The organism is Anaeromassilibacillus sp. SJQ-1 (genome assembly GCF_046693725.1).
Lineage (GTDB): Bacteria > Bacillota > Clostridia > Oscillospirales > Acutalibacteraceae > Anaeromassilibacillus.
This window is the reverse complement of the sequence record NZ_JBKEIV010000049.1, coordinates 13,119-31,078: the sequence shown is the minus strand read 5'-3', so window position 1 is coordinate 31,078 and position 17,960 is coordinate 13,119. Positions and strand designations below refer to the sequence as shown.

Sequence of the window (17,960 nt, the reverse complement as noted above, 5' to 3'; positions counted from 1 at the left end):
CAGAGCATCCCCATTCCTAAGTCCCTCCTACAAAACCATTTCCTCTGTTCTGATTCCGGGTATTTTCTAAGAAATTCCGTCTGAGAAAGCATTTTCTACATTAAAGGCAACCCGTTTTTCTCTTCCTATTCGTCCCGCAGAAGCAATTCCACTGGGCAGTGGTCGCTCCCCATCACTTCTGCATGGATCTCACTGGCCTGAAGCCGCTCTTGCAATCGATTCGAGATCAAGAAATAGTCGATACGCCACCCTGCGTTCTTTTCCCGGGCGTGAAACATATAACTCCACCATGTGTAGGCCCCTGTAGCATCTGGATGTAGGAAACGAAACGTGTCTGTAAAACCACTGTTTAAAAGCTCCGTCATCTTTCCACGCTCTTGGTCCGAAAAACCTGCATTTCCACGATTGGTCTTCGGATTTTTTAAGTCAATCTCCTCATGCGCCACATTCATATCCCCACAAATGACTACCGGCTTTTTTTCGTCCAACCCCTTGACATAAGCCCGGAAAGCATCTTCCCACGCCATTCGGTAATCGATTCGCGCTAACTCGCGCTGCGCATTCGGCGTATACACCGTCACCAGATAAAAATCCGGAAATTCCAACGTGATCGCTCGCCCTTCTCCTTCGTGCTCCTCGGCACCAATTCCATACCGCACAGAAACCGGCTCCATCCGCGTAAATACCGCTGTTCCGGAATAACCTTTTTTTAGGGCGGAATTCCAGAACTGCTGGTATCCGGGCAAAATCAATTCCGCTTGCTCTGGTTGCATCTTTGTTTCTTGGATACAGAATACATCCGCATCCACTGTTTGGAAATAATCCATAAACCCCTTATTCAAACAAGCTCGAAGGCCGTTGACGTTCCAAGAAATCAACTTCAAATTGCATCTTCCCTTTCTAAGACAAATAAAAAATTCTCTTTCTACTGGGCCATGCTGTACTATAAATATCAACCGCTGTTCTTTTGATCGATCAATGGACCGTAACCGTACAGGACGCCTCTTTGCCGGCGACCGTTGCGGTAATGGTTGCCTGCCCCTTTTTCTTTCCAGACACAGTGGCCGAACTGTAGTCCTTACCAAGAACCTTATGATCACTCACACTCGCGACCGAAGGGGCGCTGCTGCTCCATCTTACAGAATGCCCGGCAATCCCTAGCACGTCCGCAACAAGCTCCAGATCCTCTCCAGCCGCAATCTGCGCCTGGGTAGGCTCGATCGTAATGTCCACTTCTCCCAGTTCCGCCGTAAAGGTGACCTCGTCCTGATTTCCGCTATTGTCCGTAACTTTCAATGTAATATCATAGGAAGGTTTCGAAAAGTACTTGCGGTCAAAGGACTGCATCCCTTCCGTCGAATTTCTCATGGGGCATTCGGCGGACATACCATCGATTTCCAATGTGGCGTCTTGAAATGCGACATTGGTTGTAAAAGAAACTGAAAAAGCGCTCTGTAAGACAGAAGCATCTTGATAGGCCTTTTCCACACGGTATGCCAGAATCTCAATCGGATCTTCCTGTACAACAACCGAAAAAGACGTCTCTTTTTTGGCCGTAATATACTCGGATTGCTTGGGTCCCGGCTGTTTCAAGTTTCATAGGCGTACATGTAAAGCCACTTTTGACAATACTTGTCGCCCCATTGCTATAAGTAGCCAACAAGGCGAAGCCCGATAAATCCAGCCGGTCACTGACTGAATAAATCGTCTTCTCCGGCAAGGACTGTATATCAATTCTCACCAGATAAGGCGGTTCATCCGGCTGCGACGAAGGGGTTGAGGAAGAGATGCTACTGCTGCTGGATTCCGGTATTTTGCTGGAACTCGAGGAAACCTCCGGCCAAACAACATCTGGTTTCGGCACCGTTGAAGTCGTAGGAAGTTCAACCTGTGGAACGGATGGTTCTTCCTCATGAACATAGGAAGAATCTGTCTGATGAGTCGGAGGCACCCAAGGTTTCGAAGAAACAGGCGCGAAAGAGGATTCCGTGGAAGAAATCGGTACATTCGGCCTTGATACTGGCGTCGAATGTACCTGGCTGCCTGAGGAACCGGAGTGATTCTCCGCAGGAAGCAATCCTTGCGAGTTCCGTTCTCGAACAATCACATCGCAATGAGAAGATAGATTTAAAACGCCGACCTTGACGGTTACCACAGCAGAACCCGTTTCCCTTGCAGTGAGGATTCCTTCATCATTCACCGCCACAACATGGTCATCGCTGCTCTCCCACTCCAATATGGGAGGAATCGCATTCTCAGGAAAAATATCCACAGATAAAGGGAACATATCTCCCACATATAATTCCACGCGGCGTTGCTGCAATTCTATGCGGTTGGCGTCCATCCCCTCCGGGTATTGATCTGCGTCGTATACGGTACAGTTTACCTGTGCCGGCTCGCTCCAGAAGCACAGGAATTTACTCTGTGCGACAACCGCCGTATTTTTCGTCAGGGTAATGGGGCCTTCATAACGATTCCCTTCCTGTTGTGGAAGATGTTCTCCATTTAACGTATAGTAGATTTCTACATATGGATCTGCTTCAATTTGTATTTCGTAAGGGCTAGGATGGGAAAACTCGCAGTCCGAGGGAAAAAAGTATGGCTGTGGGATAGGAATATTATAAGAAAAAAGAAAGCCGACGATCGCAATGAAACCACTTAACAAACTGCCCGTAAGTTCCATATGCATCTGCTTGCGATAAAGCTTTGCTTCCTCCTCCGATTCCGATCCCGTTCGATTGCACGTATATGTTTGGATTCTTTCTTTCAGCCGTATGAGCCTAATTGCGAAAACAATACTGACCAGCGTACATAGAATCCACAAGATCGAACAAAGCAACTTCCCAACAATTTGCATAAACCCTTCCCTGTCCTTTAAAAGCCCGCTAAAGTGTGAATCATAACCATACAGTTATGAAACATGCAAGAAATCCGTTTCGACCCTTAGCATATCGTTCCCCTTTTTCTATCCCCTTTGGCGAAAGGAACGCCAACGGCTTTTTTTACTTGTGTAACACAACGGAAACCGTTTTTCAGACGACGTTTGCGCCGAACGTATTGCCCTTGGCTATATCCGCCCCAGCCACTAAATAGCCGCGATACATCTGCCCGATCCATTCTGGCCGCTGTAGATTCCAAAGTTCCGGCAGTTCGCCGGCCCTCTAATTTCCTCCCAATAGCCGCCACAAAGGGAATATTTAAGCCCTTTTTCACGCCTTCCATATGGAATAATTATACCACAACAGCATAAAAAGAGAAATCCCTTTTCAATTGGTTGATGGAAACCTCCAAAATCCGTTTCTTCGCCTTGATGATTCTGAAGAAGCACGGTATAATGAAATAAAACGCAATCGTACAAATGGTCAATGGAAGGAGATAGGTGTATATGAAAAATCCGATCATTACAATCAAAACGAATGAAGGTGCCATCCAGGCAGAACTCTACCCAGAAATAGCTCCAAATACCGTAAATAATTTTCTTTCCCTCGCTGGCAGGGGATTTTACAATGGTACCATTTTTCACCGCGTCATCCCTGGGTTTATGATCCAAGGCGGTGATCCGCAAGGGACCGGCATGGGTGGTCCTGGATATAGCATCAAAGGCGAATTCTCTGGAAATGGATTCCCGAATCCTTTGAAGCATACACGTGGAGTCCTCTCGATGGCGCGGGCCATGAATCCCAATTCTGCCGGCTCGCAATTTTTCATTATGGTGGAGGATGCTCCGCATTTGGACGGGCAATACGCAGCGTTCGGCAAGGTGATCTCCGGTATGGAGGAAGCAGACCGCATCGTCAGCGTCAGCCGGGACTACAGCGACCGCCCTTACGAGGAACAGACCATCCAGTCGATCACAGTTGAAACCTTTGGGGAGGTCTACCCAGAGCCAGAAAAGCTCTAAAAGCAAAATTTTCACTTTCTGAATCGTTGCAAATGGATTGTAGACAAAAACATATCCTGAATCCATGTAGGATTTAGGATATGTTTCCCTTTTAAGCCGTATTTTTCTGTGTCTACCTCATCTACACCATTTTCGTTGTGTACCAAGGAGGTTCTATGCCTGTATTTAAAAAATTTGTCAAATATTATAAACCCTATCGATTTGTCTTTTGGATGGACATGTTCTGCGCACTGATCGTCAGCGTTGTCGACCTGGCGTTTCCTCAGATTTTGAATTGGGCTACAAGAGATCTTTTTACCCATGGCGCGCAGGCCATCTATCGGATTCTTCCCTGGATGGCAGGCGGCCTGCTGGCGATGTACATTCTTCGCTTTTTAGGGCGGTATTATATCACCTACCAAGGGCATGTGATGGGCGCCCGGATGGAAAGCGATATGCGGCAGGATCTATTCGACCACTTTCAGCGCCTGTCGTTCTCATACTACGACCGCAACAATACGGGCGAAATGATGAGCAAGCTGGTATCCGACTTATTCGATATTTCGGAACTGGCTCACCACGGTCCAGAGAATATCTTTATTTCCTTATTAAAGATTGTTGGGTCCTTTGCGCTGCTACTCTGGATCAATGTGCCTATGACCTTGATTCTGGCTGCGGTTACACTCATCATGCTGCTATTTTGTATCGACCAAAATAAAAAAATGCGTGCAGTGTTTATGGATAACCGCCGGAAAATCGCCGGTGTCAACGCACGTGTACAGGATAGTTTGGCTGGTATTCGTGTGGTGAAGTCCTTTGCCAATGAGGATTTGGAGCGGCAAAAATTTCAAAAGAGCAATCTTCAATTCTTGGATTCCAAAGAGCGGAATTACCGCCGAATGGGCAGTTACCACGCAGGGAATAACCTATTCCAGGGGATTTTGTTTACTACAGTGCTTGTTTCCGGCGGCTTTTTTGTTGCGCGAGGCGATATATTGGTGACAGATTTAGCCGTTTACGCTCTGTACATCAATATTTTTATCAATCCGATCGACGTGCTCATCGAATTCACAGAGATGTTCCAAAAGGGATATTCTGGATTCAAGCGTTTCTTAGAGGTTGTGGAAACACAACCAGAAATGATTGACGCACCGGACGCGCAAGAGCTTGCACATGTACATGGGGAAATCGATTATCAGAATGTCTCTTTCCGCTACGATGATTCCGGCAATGTACTGAATCACGTTGACATTCATATCCGTGCAGGTGAAACCGTTGCTTTAGTCGGGCCATCCGGTGGAGGAAAAACCACGCTTTGTTCCCTTTTGCCCCGTTTCTACGACGTGACAGGGGGATCTGTATCAATCGACGGCAAAGATGTGCGCAGCCTGACTTTGAAGAGTTTGCGAAGTGCCATCGGGATTGTCCAGCAGGACGTCTATATGTTTGGAGGAACCATTCGGGATAATATCGCTTACGGAAAACCAAATGCAAGCATGGAAGAAATTATACAAGCCGCTAAAAATGCCAACATCCATGAGTTTATCACCAGCCTTCCGGATGGTTACGATACCGATGTCGGAGAGCGCGGAACGCGTCTTTCCGGTGGACAAAAACAACGCCTTTCCATCGCGCGAGTATTTTTAAAGAATCCAAAAATATTGATTCTGGATGAAGCGACTTCTGCCCTCGACAATGAAAGCGAGCAACACATCCAAAAAAGCTTGGAAAAGCTTGCAAAAGACCGCACCACCATTGTCATCGCCCATCGCCTTTCTACAATCCGCAACGCCGACGAAATTTTAGTTTTAGACGACGATGGGATTCAAGAGCGCGGCAACCATAAAACCCTTCTCGCCAAAGGCGGCCTTTACGCAAAATACTATAATATGCAGTTTGAAGGTTTGGAAGATAAATAACATCTAGTATCCTTAAAAAAGGAGGGTGTCCCAAAAGTCATGAAATGACTTCAGGATACCCTCTCTTTTTAGAAACGTAGATATTTTTCCAAACAGAAGAGGATGCCCCTTTCCTATGAATCCAAAGATTCGTAGTTTGGGGGCACCCTCTTTTCTTATTGGCATTCCCTGCGGTTAGGATGTAAGACTCGGAGATGGGCCTACAAACAGTTTTGATCTCTATCGATATTCTATCAGAAAAGCGCCCTACATGGCAGCTATATAACTGCCATGTAGGGCGCTTTATCAGGTTTATCCAATGTTTGCACGACTGCATGATCGAAACATCACCAGCAAACAAACGCTTCGACCGGATCGGAATAGATCGTAGAACGCAAGCCTTTATACGAGCAATTCCTCAAATCGTGATGATTCCAAACGCATTCAGTACCGAACTGACCAAAATCGCCACGATAAAAATGGGGGCTACATATTTAATCATCACATTGAATAGCTTTTCTCTCTTGAACTTGGAAGAAATTTTCACCTCGTCCACAACCACCTTGGTTTTGATTACATACCCAACAAAGATGCAAGTCAGGAACGCCACAATCGGCATCAGAACACTGTTGCTGATAAAGTCGAAGAAATCCAAGATGGACATACCCAACGGCTTGATGAAATCCCAAGCGCCAAATCCAAGGGAGGACGGAATTCCAATGAGCACCATGCCGATAAACACAATCAGGCAGGTCATGCGGCGATTCCAGTGGAACTTATCCTGCAAAATCGAGACGACCGTTTCCATCAGGGAGATGGAAGAGGTCAGAGCTGCAAACAACACCAACAAGAAGAACGCTGAACCGATCACGCCCCCCATCGGCATACTGTTGAATACCTTGGGAAGTGTAATGAACATCAAGCTAGGGCCAGCGCTCAACTGTGCCTGATCCCCACCCGAGAATACGAAAACAGCCGGGACAATCATCAAGCCTGCCATAAAGGCAATTCCTGTATCGAAAAGCTCAATTTGGCCTACCGATTTTTCCAGATCTGCGTCCTTTTTCATGTAAGAACCATAGGTAATCATAATACCCATGGCCAGCGACATAGAATAGAACAACTGCCCCAATGCTGCAAGCACTGTCGTTGAAGAGAATTTGCTGAAATCCGGAAGGAGATAATACTTGACACCCTCCATCGCTCCGGGCATACAAATGGTGTACACACAAACGACGATGGACAGGACCACCAAGATCGGCATCAGAATTTTGCTGACCTTCTCGACACCTTTTTCAACGCCGAGTAGCACAACAACCGCCGTAGCAGCCACATAAATGAGGAACCAAACAATCGGCTGTGCGGTCTGCGCTGTAAAACTCGAAAAATAGGTATCCCCCGCGGCGGCAGTCCCCTGGCCGCTTAAAAATGCTGCAAAGTATTTGATTACCCATCCGCCGATCACGCAATAATACGGCAGAATAATCATCGGCACCAAAGAGGTTAAATTCCCAATAAATGAGTATTTTTTGTTTAAAGCCCGATATGCTCCAACTGCACTCAATCCTGTCTTTCGCCCCAATGCAATTTCAGCGATCATCAACGAAAATCCAAAGGTAACCGCCAAAATCACATAAATCAAGAGGAAAATTCCTCCGCCATATTTTGCTGCCAAATATGGAAACCGCCAGATGTTTCCCAAGCCAACAGCGGACCCCGCTGCCGCCAATACAAAGCCAATCCTCCCGGAAAAGCTGCTCCTATTCTTTTCCACAAAATACCCTCCTATTTCAATTTACTTCCTTGTCTAGCGATCGGAAGTGCGTAGGATTTTATTATGCCATACTCTGTACAAATTTTCAACAAGAAAGGTAAAATAATATACTATTTTGTCCTTTATTTTGTTCAGATTTATTTTTCGTTTTCATTTCGAAAATCAATTAGCATTTTATATAGAGAAATAGCCGTTTTTCACTCCATTCCGGGCATAGTAGGAACCCCTCTCTTCCTTTTGCCTGTCCCTCTGTCGCGTTTGTCCCTCGCACAACAAAATTTTGATGAAATAAACGAACAGACTCCCAAACCTTTCATCTGGTCCCTTTTGCAATCTGATCGAAAAAACTTGCCACGTTCTTAGATAGAGCATGTAAAAAAGCCTACATGAAAACCCATGGATTTTCATGTAGGCTTTTTTATGTCCTTTTACTTTTTCAGATATGCAATAAAATGCGCCCCGGTCCGGTATGGGTTCCGATCACGCTGCCCACCGGGCTGGTGCAAAGACGGACATGAGGAAGTTTTTCCTGAATAAATTTTTGAAAGGGAGCCAATGTCTCCTGATCGCCCGCATATCCCAAATAGACAGGATAACTTGTATCTACACCGCCGTTCTTGTCGATCAGGCCGATCATATCCTCCAAAGCGCGCTGCATGCCGCGCGGTTTGCCCTGTACTGCGACCACGCCGTCTTCCAACCCAATCAATGGTTTAATTCCCATCAATGTCCCTGCAAACGCCGCCGTTTTGGTCAAACGGCCACCTTTTTTCAGATATTCCAGCGTATCTGCTGCAATATGCAGGCAAACCCGCTCCTTTGCAGCCTCAAGCGCCTCTACAATCTCCTTTGCGGATTTTCCTTCTTCCCTCATAGAAACCGCTATATCAATCAACAGATGCAAGCCTATGGTCGCATTCAAGCTATCCACAATAAACACGTTATCCGCGCCGCACTGTTCTTTGGCCACAGCAGCACTTTGTACAGTACCGCTCAACTTGCTGGAGATTGGCACAACAATGACTTCATCCCCCGCTTCCTTAGCCTCTTTAAAATACTTCAAAAAGGCCTCCGGAGCCGGCTGGCTTGTATGGGGAAGTTCGTTGCATACAGTTAGTTTCTGATAGAATTCATCCGGCGTGAGGGTGACACCGTCCAAATATTCCCCATCCTCAAATACAACCTTGAGTGGGACAATGGTGATCCCCATCTTTTCGCCCTGTACCTGCGAAATATCCGATGTGGAGTCCGTAATAATTCGAATAGCCATAATAAATACCCACCTTTTTAATAATCCTCCTAAAAGATTCATCCATCTTTTAGAGAAACGATTTATCCACATAAAAGCCGAAAGATCGAAATGATAATAGACCTTTCCGCTTGGGATTCCCAAAATACAATCCTTTGTGATTCTACATCAGTTCATCGGACATAATCTGCAAAACATGCTCAAACTGTTTGACTTCTTCTGGAGAAAAACGTTTGCGAATCTTCTCCATAACCTCTTGGATATAGCAGTCGTTCACGCGATAATAATCCAAGAATTTTTGTGTGACCTCTAAATGGTATTCCCGTTTATCTGATGCCGAATTGACCTTATTGATATACCCTTTTTTCACCAAAGAATTGATTTTATACGTAGCGTTTGGTTGCGAGATGTTGACAAAATCGGCAAATTCTCGAATCGTAGGCCCCTGCATCGCATAGATCACCTCGACTGAAAAAGCCTCTGTCGCGCTCAACCGATTATTGCATTCACTCACCGTGCGGAAAATATTTTTATAAAAATTCAGTTTAAATTTCATATAGATCTCATTAAAGGTTTTTTCCAACATGGCGATCCTCCTCATGGACATCCATCGTAAAAGTGCAACGATGTTTCCTGCAAACCTACAAGATACCATCCTGATCGCATATAATTAAAAAATTTTAAGTAATATTTTACCATAGATCATTGGTTTGTCAATAGAAGTATCATAAGCTTGGCGACAAGCTACAAAAACCCATGGTTCTTTTCCTGGATTTTACGCCTTTTTGATTTCATCCTTTCTACTCAAGACGCAAATGATAACCGTTTCATTCGGGGAAGTCTTCTGCTCGCTGCACATCGAATACAGGATTTTTATGGAAGAATTTCCTTGTCCTTATAGAAAAAATCAAATAAAGTCAAACCTACTGGCTAAGCCGGAAGCATAAAAGAGGGTGCCCCAAAAGTCATGAAATGACGGAAGGAGCCCCCGTTTTTTTTAGGAATTCAGATGTTTTTCCAAACAGAAAGAGGATACCCCTTTCCTATGAATCGAAAAATTCGTAGTTTTGGGACACCCTCTATTACCGGCAAGCGTCTCAATTCCGCTCATATTACTTGCCCCACAGCCCGCAAACGGGCGGTCACCGTCCCAGCGGCAATCTTCTATCATCGAAAGATTGTTATTAGCAGCTCGCATGGTTCGATGCTCAAATTGAAAGCTTTTTTACGGGAAGCCTCCATCGGCTTTATCGGGTGCCCTAAACAATAAGGGCGCCCTGAACCCGATGAAAGAATCGAGATTCAGAGCACCCTTTTCATTTGCTTTTAACCAGGTCTATTTACAACAGCACAATTTTAGTTTTCTTTTTTACAACCATTGGCAAAAAATTGGCTGAAGAAACGGCCCTTATTTTACGGTTACCACACAGTGCAGTTGCGGATTCTGTCCTGGCAGAGTGGTGTACACACCCGTACTGCTGCCCGGAGCGCCGATCGCCCACACACGGAAGTAATAATCGTTGCCGACTTTTGCGACATACTGCGTCTTCAGCACATCGCCATTGCCGACTGTGAAGCTCGGCATGGCTGTCATGCTTGCCGACAACGGTCATCTTGAAGCAATACGCGCTACCTCTCTTCACAGCAAATGGCAATGTCGTGTCGGAGACAACATAGATCTGTGTCTGGACGTTCTGTGCAGCTGTGATGATTGGATTGGTCGTCACAACGGATGTACCCATCCCAGAAGTGTTTCCGGAATTGCTGGAATGGCTTCCACCAGACGAACTACCGCTGGAATTGCCACCCGAATGATTTCGGACAAGCTTGGTATACAGAGCCCTTGCTTCATTGACCGTGCTCTGAATTTCCGGCTCATCGTCAACACTCAACATCGGATCGTTAAACATCAACTCTGCCCGCTTCATCACTGCGGCAAAGGGTGCGTAACTCTCCGGCGTATAGTCGGACGGATCAATGCCTCTCATCTCTTTCAGGAGTTCTTCCAATGCCGTCTTATCCGCTTTCAAACGGAGGGCTGCCATCTTATTCGAAAGATCCAAAGCTGCATCGTCAACCGTCTTTTGACCACTCTCTTCTGTCAGGGACTGCGCTGTTGCCAAAGAAATCTTAAACGCCTCATTGGCCTCTTCGTTCGGGATATAATAACCCGCATTCAGGTCATCCAGCACATCCAACGCCTTTTCAATTACGACATTCAGAAGCGTCAGATCTGCCTTGTGTTCGAGTGCCAGCATCGCCTCAAGGAGCGCCTGCGCTGCATCATCGATTTCATTCTTAAGGGCGCCTTCGTCCGCATAGACTTCTTTGCCTTCTCAAGCTTCTCTTCAAAGTCTGCTTGACCAGCTTCTATAAACTGATTGCGGTCGATTGCGTCCGCTGTATCGATCAGATATTTCAGATAATCCTTATCTCCGGACTTGAAGTCCAAGAAGTGCAAGACCAGCATGAGGTCCATCTGAGCTGCATCGATCTGCGTCTGTGTTGCTTGCTTATTGGCATAGATATCCTTTGCATGCTGGAAGCGCGTCTCAAAGGCCTCTTGAACCACAGGAAGCAAACCTTCTGTATTGCCTTCGTCGACTTCCTTTTGCGCCGCGTCAATGGTCTGTTTCAACAGTCCTTTATATACTACATCGAATACAAATTCCAATGTCGTATCCATGCCGCCCATCGTATCAACATACAGATATTCGGATGTGTTCCGTATGGACTGCTCCTCATTGTTGCAAAGAATCTGGCGGAACTCTCTTCCGTCATTGCGCGGTTTGAACGTCAGGGCGATTTCTTCACCCTTCTTCAAATGAACGCTATACCGGTTGACTCTATCCGCAAAATTCTGCTGAACGCCGTCTACCCACAGAGAAACGTCCTTACCGGAATACGTAACCGTCAGCAGGTGCTCTTGACCGGGATTATTGTCCTCCAAAACCACTGTAACGGTCACCGCAGAGGCGGGCATTGTAAAGGTATACTGTGCACCAGCTACTACCTCTGTTGTTTCAATCGGATTGCCATTTGCATCAGCAACTGCGATCGAATGGAACTGCTTGCCCTCCGCGATATCTGCAATATTCACTGTAACGGTTTGACCCTCTTGTGCGTTTTGCAGATCAGAGGTAACGGTTGCTCCATCCACCGGTGCAATTTCCACCGGATAGGTATCGCCAGTGGATTCGCTATGGAATTGAATGGTATAGGTCTTTGTATTCGCAACACTGCCATCTTCCGGTGCAATAATTACCTTTGCGGTGCCGTTTGCATCTATGGCTGGAACAACGGTAACCGATGCATTATTGGTCGCCTCCGCTGTAACCGTAGGAACGGTAGCAGAAGAGAGTTCCACTGTATAATCCATCTTGGAAGCATCAAAATCTGCAAGCAATTCGCCGCCGACCTTAATGGCATTTACAGCAAAATCTGTCTTTGCAATCGCATTTTTACCAAAATACTGTAACTCGGTCACGCCCAAGCAAGCATTTCCTGTCGGAGTCATATAGACGCGCAACATGCAAGTTTCCACCGGATCAAAGGTAATTTCCATCATCTCACCGGTCTTGACCGCAGGCTTTCCGCCCACATAGGAAACTTCCTTCCAATTGTTGTCGTCGTTAAGCGGGCTGTCGACCATGTCGCGAACATGGCCGCGCGGGTTGTTCGGACCCAGAGCGGTTGTCGGCGCTTCCGGCAATTCGAAATCCATGGGACCTGTGTAGTATTCGATGCGGTAATCCGAGGGTTTCTGTGTGCCGCCCGATGCGCCTTCGTCGTAGAAGCCAACCTTTACAGTGTCTACAAAACGGTTCACAACCGCGCCGCTGTTGCCGATAATGACAGCAATCCAGTTTTCAGTGCCGCCCGCATTGCGCTTCCAATCGCACCAGATATTTTTGCCTTGTGCGTCCGAAGTTGCAAAGGAGATCTTCCCATCGTTCAACTTCTCCACTCGGTCTGTGGATTCGGGAACGTCATTCGTATAGGAGGCAATTGCAAATGGAAGTTCATACCCATTCTGAAGCTCCGCATAGTTTTTGCTGGTAGCCACATCTTGGCTCGTGACACGTACATTTGCAACCACCGGCAGCTCTGTCCCATCCAGGTTGACTGTACCGTTAACCGGAACAATCGTCCCCTCGTCTGCCTGAAAATCTTCTACGGACATCGGTTCCCAGGTAACCGGAACCTCTGTATTCGTAGTTCCATCGCTGTTATAAACGGTAACCGTTTCTGGCAAGGTAGGCGTATTGCTGTACGGAGTAACTGCGGAGATCTGCTGTACGGCAATCGCGTCTTTGACAAGAACCGTCGCTGTTGGCTTGAGTTCCTGGCCTTCCACCGTACCTTCCACCGTAAACTCTCCGTATGTCGCATACTTAGCAGGGTCGATCGAATCCCACTGTACAGACAGTTCGCGTGCAAAGCTGTTCGCTACATAAGCGGTCACCTTTTCCGGAAGCACCGGCGCGGTGTTCAGCTTTGTTGTAACCGAAACCTTATCATAGAATTGTACGACAATCGGTTCGGTTGCTGCTGCAATCGTCAAAGACAATGGTTCCGAAGCAACGGTTTTCCCGCGATAAGTCACTTCTGCCACGGCCTCAACGGTACCGGCTGTATGCGCCTCAATTTGTCCATTGTTATTGAATTTGACCCAGCCCTTCTGTTCTGCATCCGTTGCAGTAACCTTATAGGCTACTGTGTAACTGCCGCTGGTCAGTTCCGTGCCGTCCTCCATTGTAGCGGTCAGGGTAAACGGAACCAGCTCATTTTCCACCAGTTCGGTCTTTTCTGCGGAAAGCACTACATGGTCCAACGTTGCGTCGCTGCGTTGGAACTGGATGGTATAGCGGTTCGTTGTACCATCTTCTGCAGATACAATAATAGACGCGGAACCATCGCTCGTCAAAGGCGGAACGACAAATGCTGAAGCATTTGTAGCTGGAATGGCTGTGATTTCTGGAATCTCATCGTTGTAACCAAGCACATATGTATAGGAATATGTAGAAGGATCAAAACCTTCTATCTCCTCACCATTCAACTGCAAGGAGGTCAGAGTGGCATTGCTGCTTGGCTGCGGCGCAGTCGTAATATCCGCATAAACCTTAAATTCCGAAATACCCACCGGTCTGAAGGTCGTGGCATTGCGCACCTGTCCCTTCATCTTAAGGCGAATATACTTTGGCCTCGACTGCGTCAAAGGTGATGGGATATTCGGTATTCACATCGCCTTGAGCCACATTGAAGCCCGTTGTTTTGCTCTGATTTTCTACAGCAGTCCATTCGCTTCCATCGTTGCTGTATTCAACCAGTAGCTCTCTTGGTTCTTTCGTATCGCCGTCTGTAAAGAAGTGTACACCAATCTTGCTCGTGGTATATGCTTCCTCAAATTCGATGCTTACCCAAGAATCTTCTTGAGCGACACCGCCATTTTCCCAGTTGTTCCAAGAGGGATTAAAGGCGATTACGCCGTCGTTGATACTGTCGGACTTGTTATGACCGGTTCCTACATTATACGAAGCATTGGCCTTTGGATAGGTTTCCCCGGCTTCGCGAACTGCTACATTGGAGCCGAGAAGCGTGCGCTCGCCCACACGGATATAAGCCGTCGCTTTCATCTCCTCTGGAACGCCTTCTACGGTTCCGAGTTTTGTGAACGTGCCTTCCTGGGCAACCTCTTCCTCGGTAATTTTTTCCCATGTAACTGCTGCGTTCTGTTCCGTGCCGTCGTTGTATACGACTTTGACAGTCTCCGGAAGCGTCGGAATGATGCCGGTCTGTGCAACCATCCGGGTATCACGGATACCAAGAATGCTCTTTACAACGACTGTAATTTCAATCTCCGTACCGTCCACAACGCCGCGTACCGTAAAGGTCCCAGGTTGTGCCAACTGATCTTCGGAGATTTCATCCCATTCCACTGGGACTTCTTCTTTACTGCCGTCGCTGTAGATGGCCATAACGGTTTCCGGAAGATTCGGCTGTTCGTTGACATTCGTCACAACTGTTCCAGGATTGTCATATCCTAGGATCTCATGACCTTCGCCTGCATTTTCCGTTGTATAGCAGGTGATGGAATCACTGGAAAGCCCGTCTCCAGTAGCCGTCAAGGTAAAGGAGCCGTTTTCTTTAGTGGACTGAACGATTACCAGTGCTTTTCCACTAAAAGCTTTGCGCTTCCAAACGCCGTCATAGTCCTTGTAGCGTTCCCAGCTCGGCGCATTGCCGTTGTCTACGCCAACAATCTTGCCGTCGCCGGTGATGTCAAAATACATCTGGTTGTCCGCTGTCGGCACAAAGTTGCCATCCGCATCCAAAACATCCACAGTGATATAGGAGAGATCCCGTCCGTCGGACTCAATGACCTGCCGGTCCGCAGAAAGCGAAATCGCTGCCGGATCTCCCGCTGTCGTCACGACATCTTCAGCAACCATTTCATCATTTTCGTCATAAGCAACTGCCTTCAATGTGCCGGGCTCATACGGAATACGCCACTCCAGATAGAGCTTGTTCTCATCATCCGGATTGACTTGGTAAACAACGTCTTCGCCCTTTTCATCCTGGTATGGAGCAATCGTGTCAAAAGTCTGTTTTCCGAGGGATTCCCCATCTTTAAACAGTTCGACCGAGCGTGCGTTGGAATAAATGCGAACTGGAATCTTTCCGTTTACGGTCACCTGAGAGCGAAGTTCCGCATCCTCCCAATTCCAGTGCGGCAGGATGTGGACCATCGGATTGTCCTCTACAGATGTCCACTGACTCTCATATAGATAATACGCATCTTTTGCAAAGCCCGCTGTGTCAACAATGCCGAAATATGAATTCTTTGGCGGCGCTGTCGCATTTTGGTTCCACGGAGTCGGCTCGCCGATATAGTCGAAGCCGGTCCAGACAAACTCGCCAAGAAGCCATTTTCGATCCCGATCAATCACCAAACTTTGTGTCGCGGTGCTGCCCCAGCCCACATGATCGTTGTCATAAGAGGACTGCTGATAGTCCAGATGGCTGCCCGCATCCCCTGTTCCTTCGCTGTCTGGGTGCGCATAGATTCCACGGCTCTTGGTCGCAGAAGAATTCTCCGCACCGTATATAATCCAGTCGGGGTGTGTTTCACGAAGTGCGTCATACCGGGTCCAATTGTTATCAACATAGTTCATACCGACTACATCCATTTTTTCTGCAACTTTTACATAGTTGGAGGTGGTGTCGGATGTATTTCCTGTGCGGAATTTATCTTCGCCCATCGTGCAGGGGCGGGTGTCATCAATCTCCTTGGTCCAATCGTACAGCTTTTGAGCAGTAGCCGGTCCTCTGGAATCATTCGCTGCATAAATCTCATTTCCTAGGGACCACATAATAATGGACGGGAAATTCTTTCCACGGTTCACCATGGTCTTGAGGTCAAACTCTGCCCATGTCTGGCCAGGCTTGGCTGTTGGATCGGTCGCTTCCACTTCAAAAAAGCGTTTGCCATAATCATAATTTTTTTTGCCCTGATACCATGAGTCAAATGCCTCGTCAATCACCATCAATCCTAGTTCGTCACATACCTGCAACAGCTCGTCCGACGCTGGGTTGTGTGTGACACGGATGGCATTGACGCCCATCCCTTTGAGGATTTCCATCTGGCGCTGAACCGCGCGGTAATTCGACACCGCACCTAATGCGCCCTGGTCATGGTGCATGCACATACCCTGAAGCTTCATCCACTCACCGTTGAGATAGAATCCATCATTGACCGTGAACTCTGTCCAACGGAAACCGAAACGGCTCTCATAGCGGTCTGTTACAACGCCATCCACCAGAATTTCGGTGACCAGATTATATAGGTTCGGGTCTTCCGGCGACCACAAAGCCGGATTCGCAGCAGAAAGGACCTGCTCCACCGTCTCTGTCTCGCCAGCCGCAACCGTCACGGGTTCCGACTCCACTGGATCGATCAGAACACTGTCGTCGTCATACCCCACCATAGAGGTACGAACGGTAACGGCCGTCTCCTCCTCGGAATCGTTCTGTACCTGTGTCGCCACATTGACGGTAACGTCTTCATCGGAAGTATATTCCGCTTCCAGATCCGGCGTCGTAATCTTTGTACCATAACGTGCTACGTGTACCGGCTCTGTAACCGTCAAATAAACGTCGCGATAAATACCGCTGCCAGAATACCAACGGCTGGTTGTACCTGCCATGCTGTCAATTTTATTTTCTGCCTGTACCGCGATCACATTCTCCGTTTTTCCATCGCAGACCACCAGGTCCGTGATGTCATAGGAGAACGGCGTGTAACCGTAGGGATGGCGGGAAACCAATTCCCCGTTTACGTAGGTATAGCTATCCATATAGACACCGCCAAAGTCGACGGTGATCCGCTTTCCTTCCATCTCTGGGGGAAGGGTAAATGTCTTTCGATACCAACCGATGCCACCGGCCAAATGACCGATCTCCGATGTTGTAGCGCCATTGGTAAAATCTAATTCAATGCTCCAGTCGTGCGGTAAGGTCACGTTACGCCAGCTGGAATCATCAAAGTTTTTCTCCTCGGCCCCGGATGGGTCCCCCAAATAGAACTTCCAATCATCCACAAACAAAATCTGCCGGTCAAGTTCTGCGGTATCCTCTAAACGATTGACCGCCTCGGTAGTGCTGTCCTTCACCTGCTCCTCTGTAAAAGCCAGCGCACCGGTAAAACTGCCGGTGGCAATTGCTCCTGCCAGAAGCAGTGCCAGAAACCTTTTTCTCTGTTTCACTTGTGTACAAACCTCCTTTTCCAAACATTTCTCTTCTTCATGTTTACTCTTTCCAAATTTCTTTTTGAAACATCTCCTCCTTCTCACATCTCAAACAGGGTACTTCCATCCCAACCTCCCAATAGCATCTCAACGGATAAAAATTTGCGGTTGTGCATAATGATTGGCAATGTTTCCCCTAAGATATTGTATATACTAGCATCTTTTCCTTTGAACTACAAGACTTGATACACAATCCTGTAAAAAATTTCGCTATTTGTGCAACAAAAATATTATATTTCTTTTTCCTTTTTTCAAAAAATAAACCCACCGCAAAAATGCAATACTTGATTGCAGGTAAGCGGTGGATTTTAGACCGAAAATCAAAGAATCGATCGCGTAAATAGGTTCGAAA

At 47.2% G+C, this 17,960-nt stretch carries 13 protein-coding genes; 3 read left to right on the top strand and 10 right to left on the bottom strand.

The genetic code is table 11. The annotated features are described in order from the left end of the window. Positions 1-125 precede the first annotated feature (125 nt). The 4 genes from ACGCCZ_RS15450 to ACGCCZ_RS15435 form a co-directional block, all read right to left on the bottom strand. Entirely contained in the window at positions 126-884 is a 759-nt protein-coding gene (locus ACGCCZ_RS15450; protein WP_085531778.1) for an exodeoxyribonuclease III, read from the bottom strand. A 91-nt stretch (positions 885-975) separates the two neighbouring features. Further along, positions 976-1,488: an Ig-like domain-containing protein gene (locus ACGCCZ_RS15445; RefSeq protein ID WP_411656473.1), complete on the bottom strand. Its 513-nt coding sequence runs from the start codon at positions 1,486-1,488 to the stop codon at positions 976-978. Between the two features lie 16 nt (positions 1,489-1,504). Beyond that, complete coding sequence (locus ACGCCZ_RS15440; RefSeq protein ID WP_411656472.1) at positions 1,505-2,683, bottom strand: FN3 associated domain-containing protein; 1,179 nt, start codon at positions 2,681-2,683, stop codon at positions 1,505-1,507. Between the two features lie 349 nt (positions 2,684-3,032). Further along, entirely contained in the window at positions 3,033-3,149 is a 117-nt protein-coding gene (locus ACGCCZ_RS15435) for a homocysteine S-methyltransferase family protein (protein WP_152918352.1), read from the bottom strand. 236 nt (positions 3,150-3,385) lie between these two features. Between ACGCCZ_RS15435 and ACGCCZ_RS15430 the strand changes: the two genes are divergently transcribed. Both ACGCCZ_RS15430 and ACGCCZ_RS15425 read left to right on the top strand, forming a co-directional pair. Beyond that, on the top strand, positions 3,386-3,901 hold the full coding sequence (locus ACGCCZ_RS15430; protein ID WP_054323865.1) for a peptidylprolyl isomerase: 516 nt from the start codon (positions 3,386-3,388) through the stop codon (positions 3,899-3,901). A 155-nt stretch (positions 3,902-4,056) separates the two neighbouring features. Beyond that, entirely contained in the window at positions 4,057-5,799 is a 1,743-nt protein-coding gene (locus ACGCCZ_RS15425; RefSeq protein ID WP_411656471.1) for an ABC transporter ATP-binding protein, read from the top strand. A 397-nt stretch (positions 5,800-6,196) separates the two neighbouring features. Here the strand turns inward: ACGCCZ_RS15425 and ACGCCZ_RS15420 are convergent, their stop codons facing one another. The 3 genes from ACGCCZ_RS15420 to ACGCCZ_RS15410 form a co-directional block, all read right to left on the bottom strand. After that, entirely contained in the window at positions 6,197-7,552 is a 1,356-nt protein-coding gene (locus ACGCCZ_RS15420) for a sodium-dependent transporter (protein WP_054323866.1), read from the bottom strand. A 436-nt stretch (positions 7,553-7,988) separates the two neighbouring features. Continuing rightward, on the bottom strand, positions 7,989-8,822 hold the full coding sequence (locus tag ACGCCZ_RS15415; protein WP_411656470.1) for a DegV family protein: 834 nt from the start codon (positions 8,820-8,822) through the stop codon (positions 7,989-7,991). Positions 8,823-8,964: 142 nt separating this feature from the next. Then, entirely contained in the window at positions 8,965-9,387 is a 423-nt protein-coding gene (locus tag ACGCCZ_RS15410) for a MarR family winged helix-turn-helix transcriptional regulator (RefSeq protein WP_054323868.1), read from the bottom strand. Positions 9,388-9,846: 459 nt separating this feature from the next. Here ACGCCZ_RS15410 and ACGCCZ_RS15405 point away from each other — a divergent pair, with 459 nt between their 5' ends. Further along, a complete protein-coding gene (locus ACGCCZ_RS15405) occupies positions 9,847-10,071 on the top strand; it encodes a hypothetical protein (RefSeq protein ID WP_152918347.1) in 225 nt (74 codons plus the stop codon). A 70-nt stretch (positions 10,072-10,141) separates the two neighbouring features. Here the strand turns inward: ACGCCZ_RS15405 and ACGCCZ_RS15400 are convergent, their stop codons facing one another. Genes ACGCCZ_RS15400 through ACGCCZ_RS15390 form a run of 3 tightly spaced genes read right to left on the bottom strand, consistent with a single transcriptional unit; the run spans position 10,142 to position 17,566 of the window. Further along, on the bottom strand, positions 10,142-11,059 hold the full coding sequence (locus tag ACGCCZ_RS15400; protein WP_411656469.1) for a hypothetical protein: 918 nt from the start codon (positions 11,057-11,059) through the stop codon (positions 10,142-10,144). Beyond that, the gene (locus tag ACGCCZ_RS15395) at positions 11,029-13,983 is read right to left on the bottom strand and encodes an Ig-like domain-containing protein (RefSeq protein WP_411656468.1); all 2,955 of its coding nucleotides are present in this window, start codon (positions 13,981-13,983) and stop codon (positions 11,029-11,031) included. Before ACGCCZ_RS15395 ends, ACGCCZ_RS15400 begins: the two co-directional genes overlap by 31 nt. Position 13,984: 1 nt before the next feature. Beyond that, a complete protein-coding gene (locus ACGCCZ_RS15390; protein ID WP_411656467.1) occupies positions 13,985-17,566 on the bottom strand; it encodes an Ig-like domain-containing protein in 3,582 nt (1,193 codons plus the stop codon). Positions 17,567-17,960: the final 394 nt, after the last annotated feature.

What these genes read in the sequence shown, in the direction of transcription:
- ACGCCZ_RS15440 (WP_411656472.1), bottom strand. Translation starts at nt 2,683, where the DNA reads ATGGAACTTACGGGCAGTTTGTTAAGTGGTTTCATTGCGATCGTCGGC.
- ACGCCZ_RS15430 (WP_054323865.1), top strand. Translation starts at nt 3,386, where the DNA reads ATGAAAAATCCGATCATTACAATCAAAACGAATGAAGGTGCCATCCAG.
- ACGCCZ_RS15425 (WP_411656471.1), top strand. Translation starts at nt 4,057, where the DNA reads ATGCCTGTATTTAAAAAATTTGTCAAATATTATAAACCCTATCGATTT.
- ACGCCZ_RS15415 (WP_411656470.1), bottom strand. Translation starts at nt 8,822, where the DNA reads ATGGCTATTCGAATTATTACGGACTCCACATCGGATATTTCGCAGGTA.
- ACGCCZ_RS15410 (WP_054323868.1), bottom strand. Translation starts at nt 9,387, where the DNA reads ATGTTGGAAAAAACCTTTAATGAGATCTATATGAAATTTAAACTGAAT.
- ACGCCZ_RS15405 (WP_152918347.1), top strand. Translation starts at nt 9,847, where the DNA reads ATGAATCGAAAAATTCGTAGTTTTGGGACACCCTCTATTACCGGCAAG.
- ACGCCZ_RS15400 (WP_411656469.1), bottom strand. Translation starts at nt 11,059, where the DNA reads ATGCTGGCACTCGAACACAAGGCAGATCTGACGCTTCTGAATGTCGTA.
- ACGCCZ_RS15395 (WP_411656468.1), bottom strand. Translation starts at nt 13,983, where the DNA reads ATGAAGGGACAGGTGCGCAATGCCACGACCTTCAGACCGGTGGGTATT.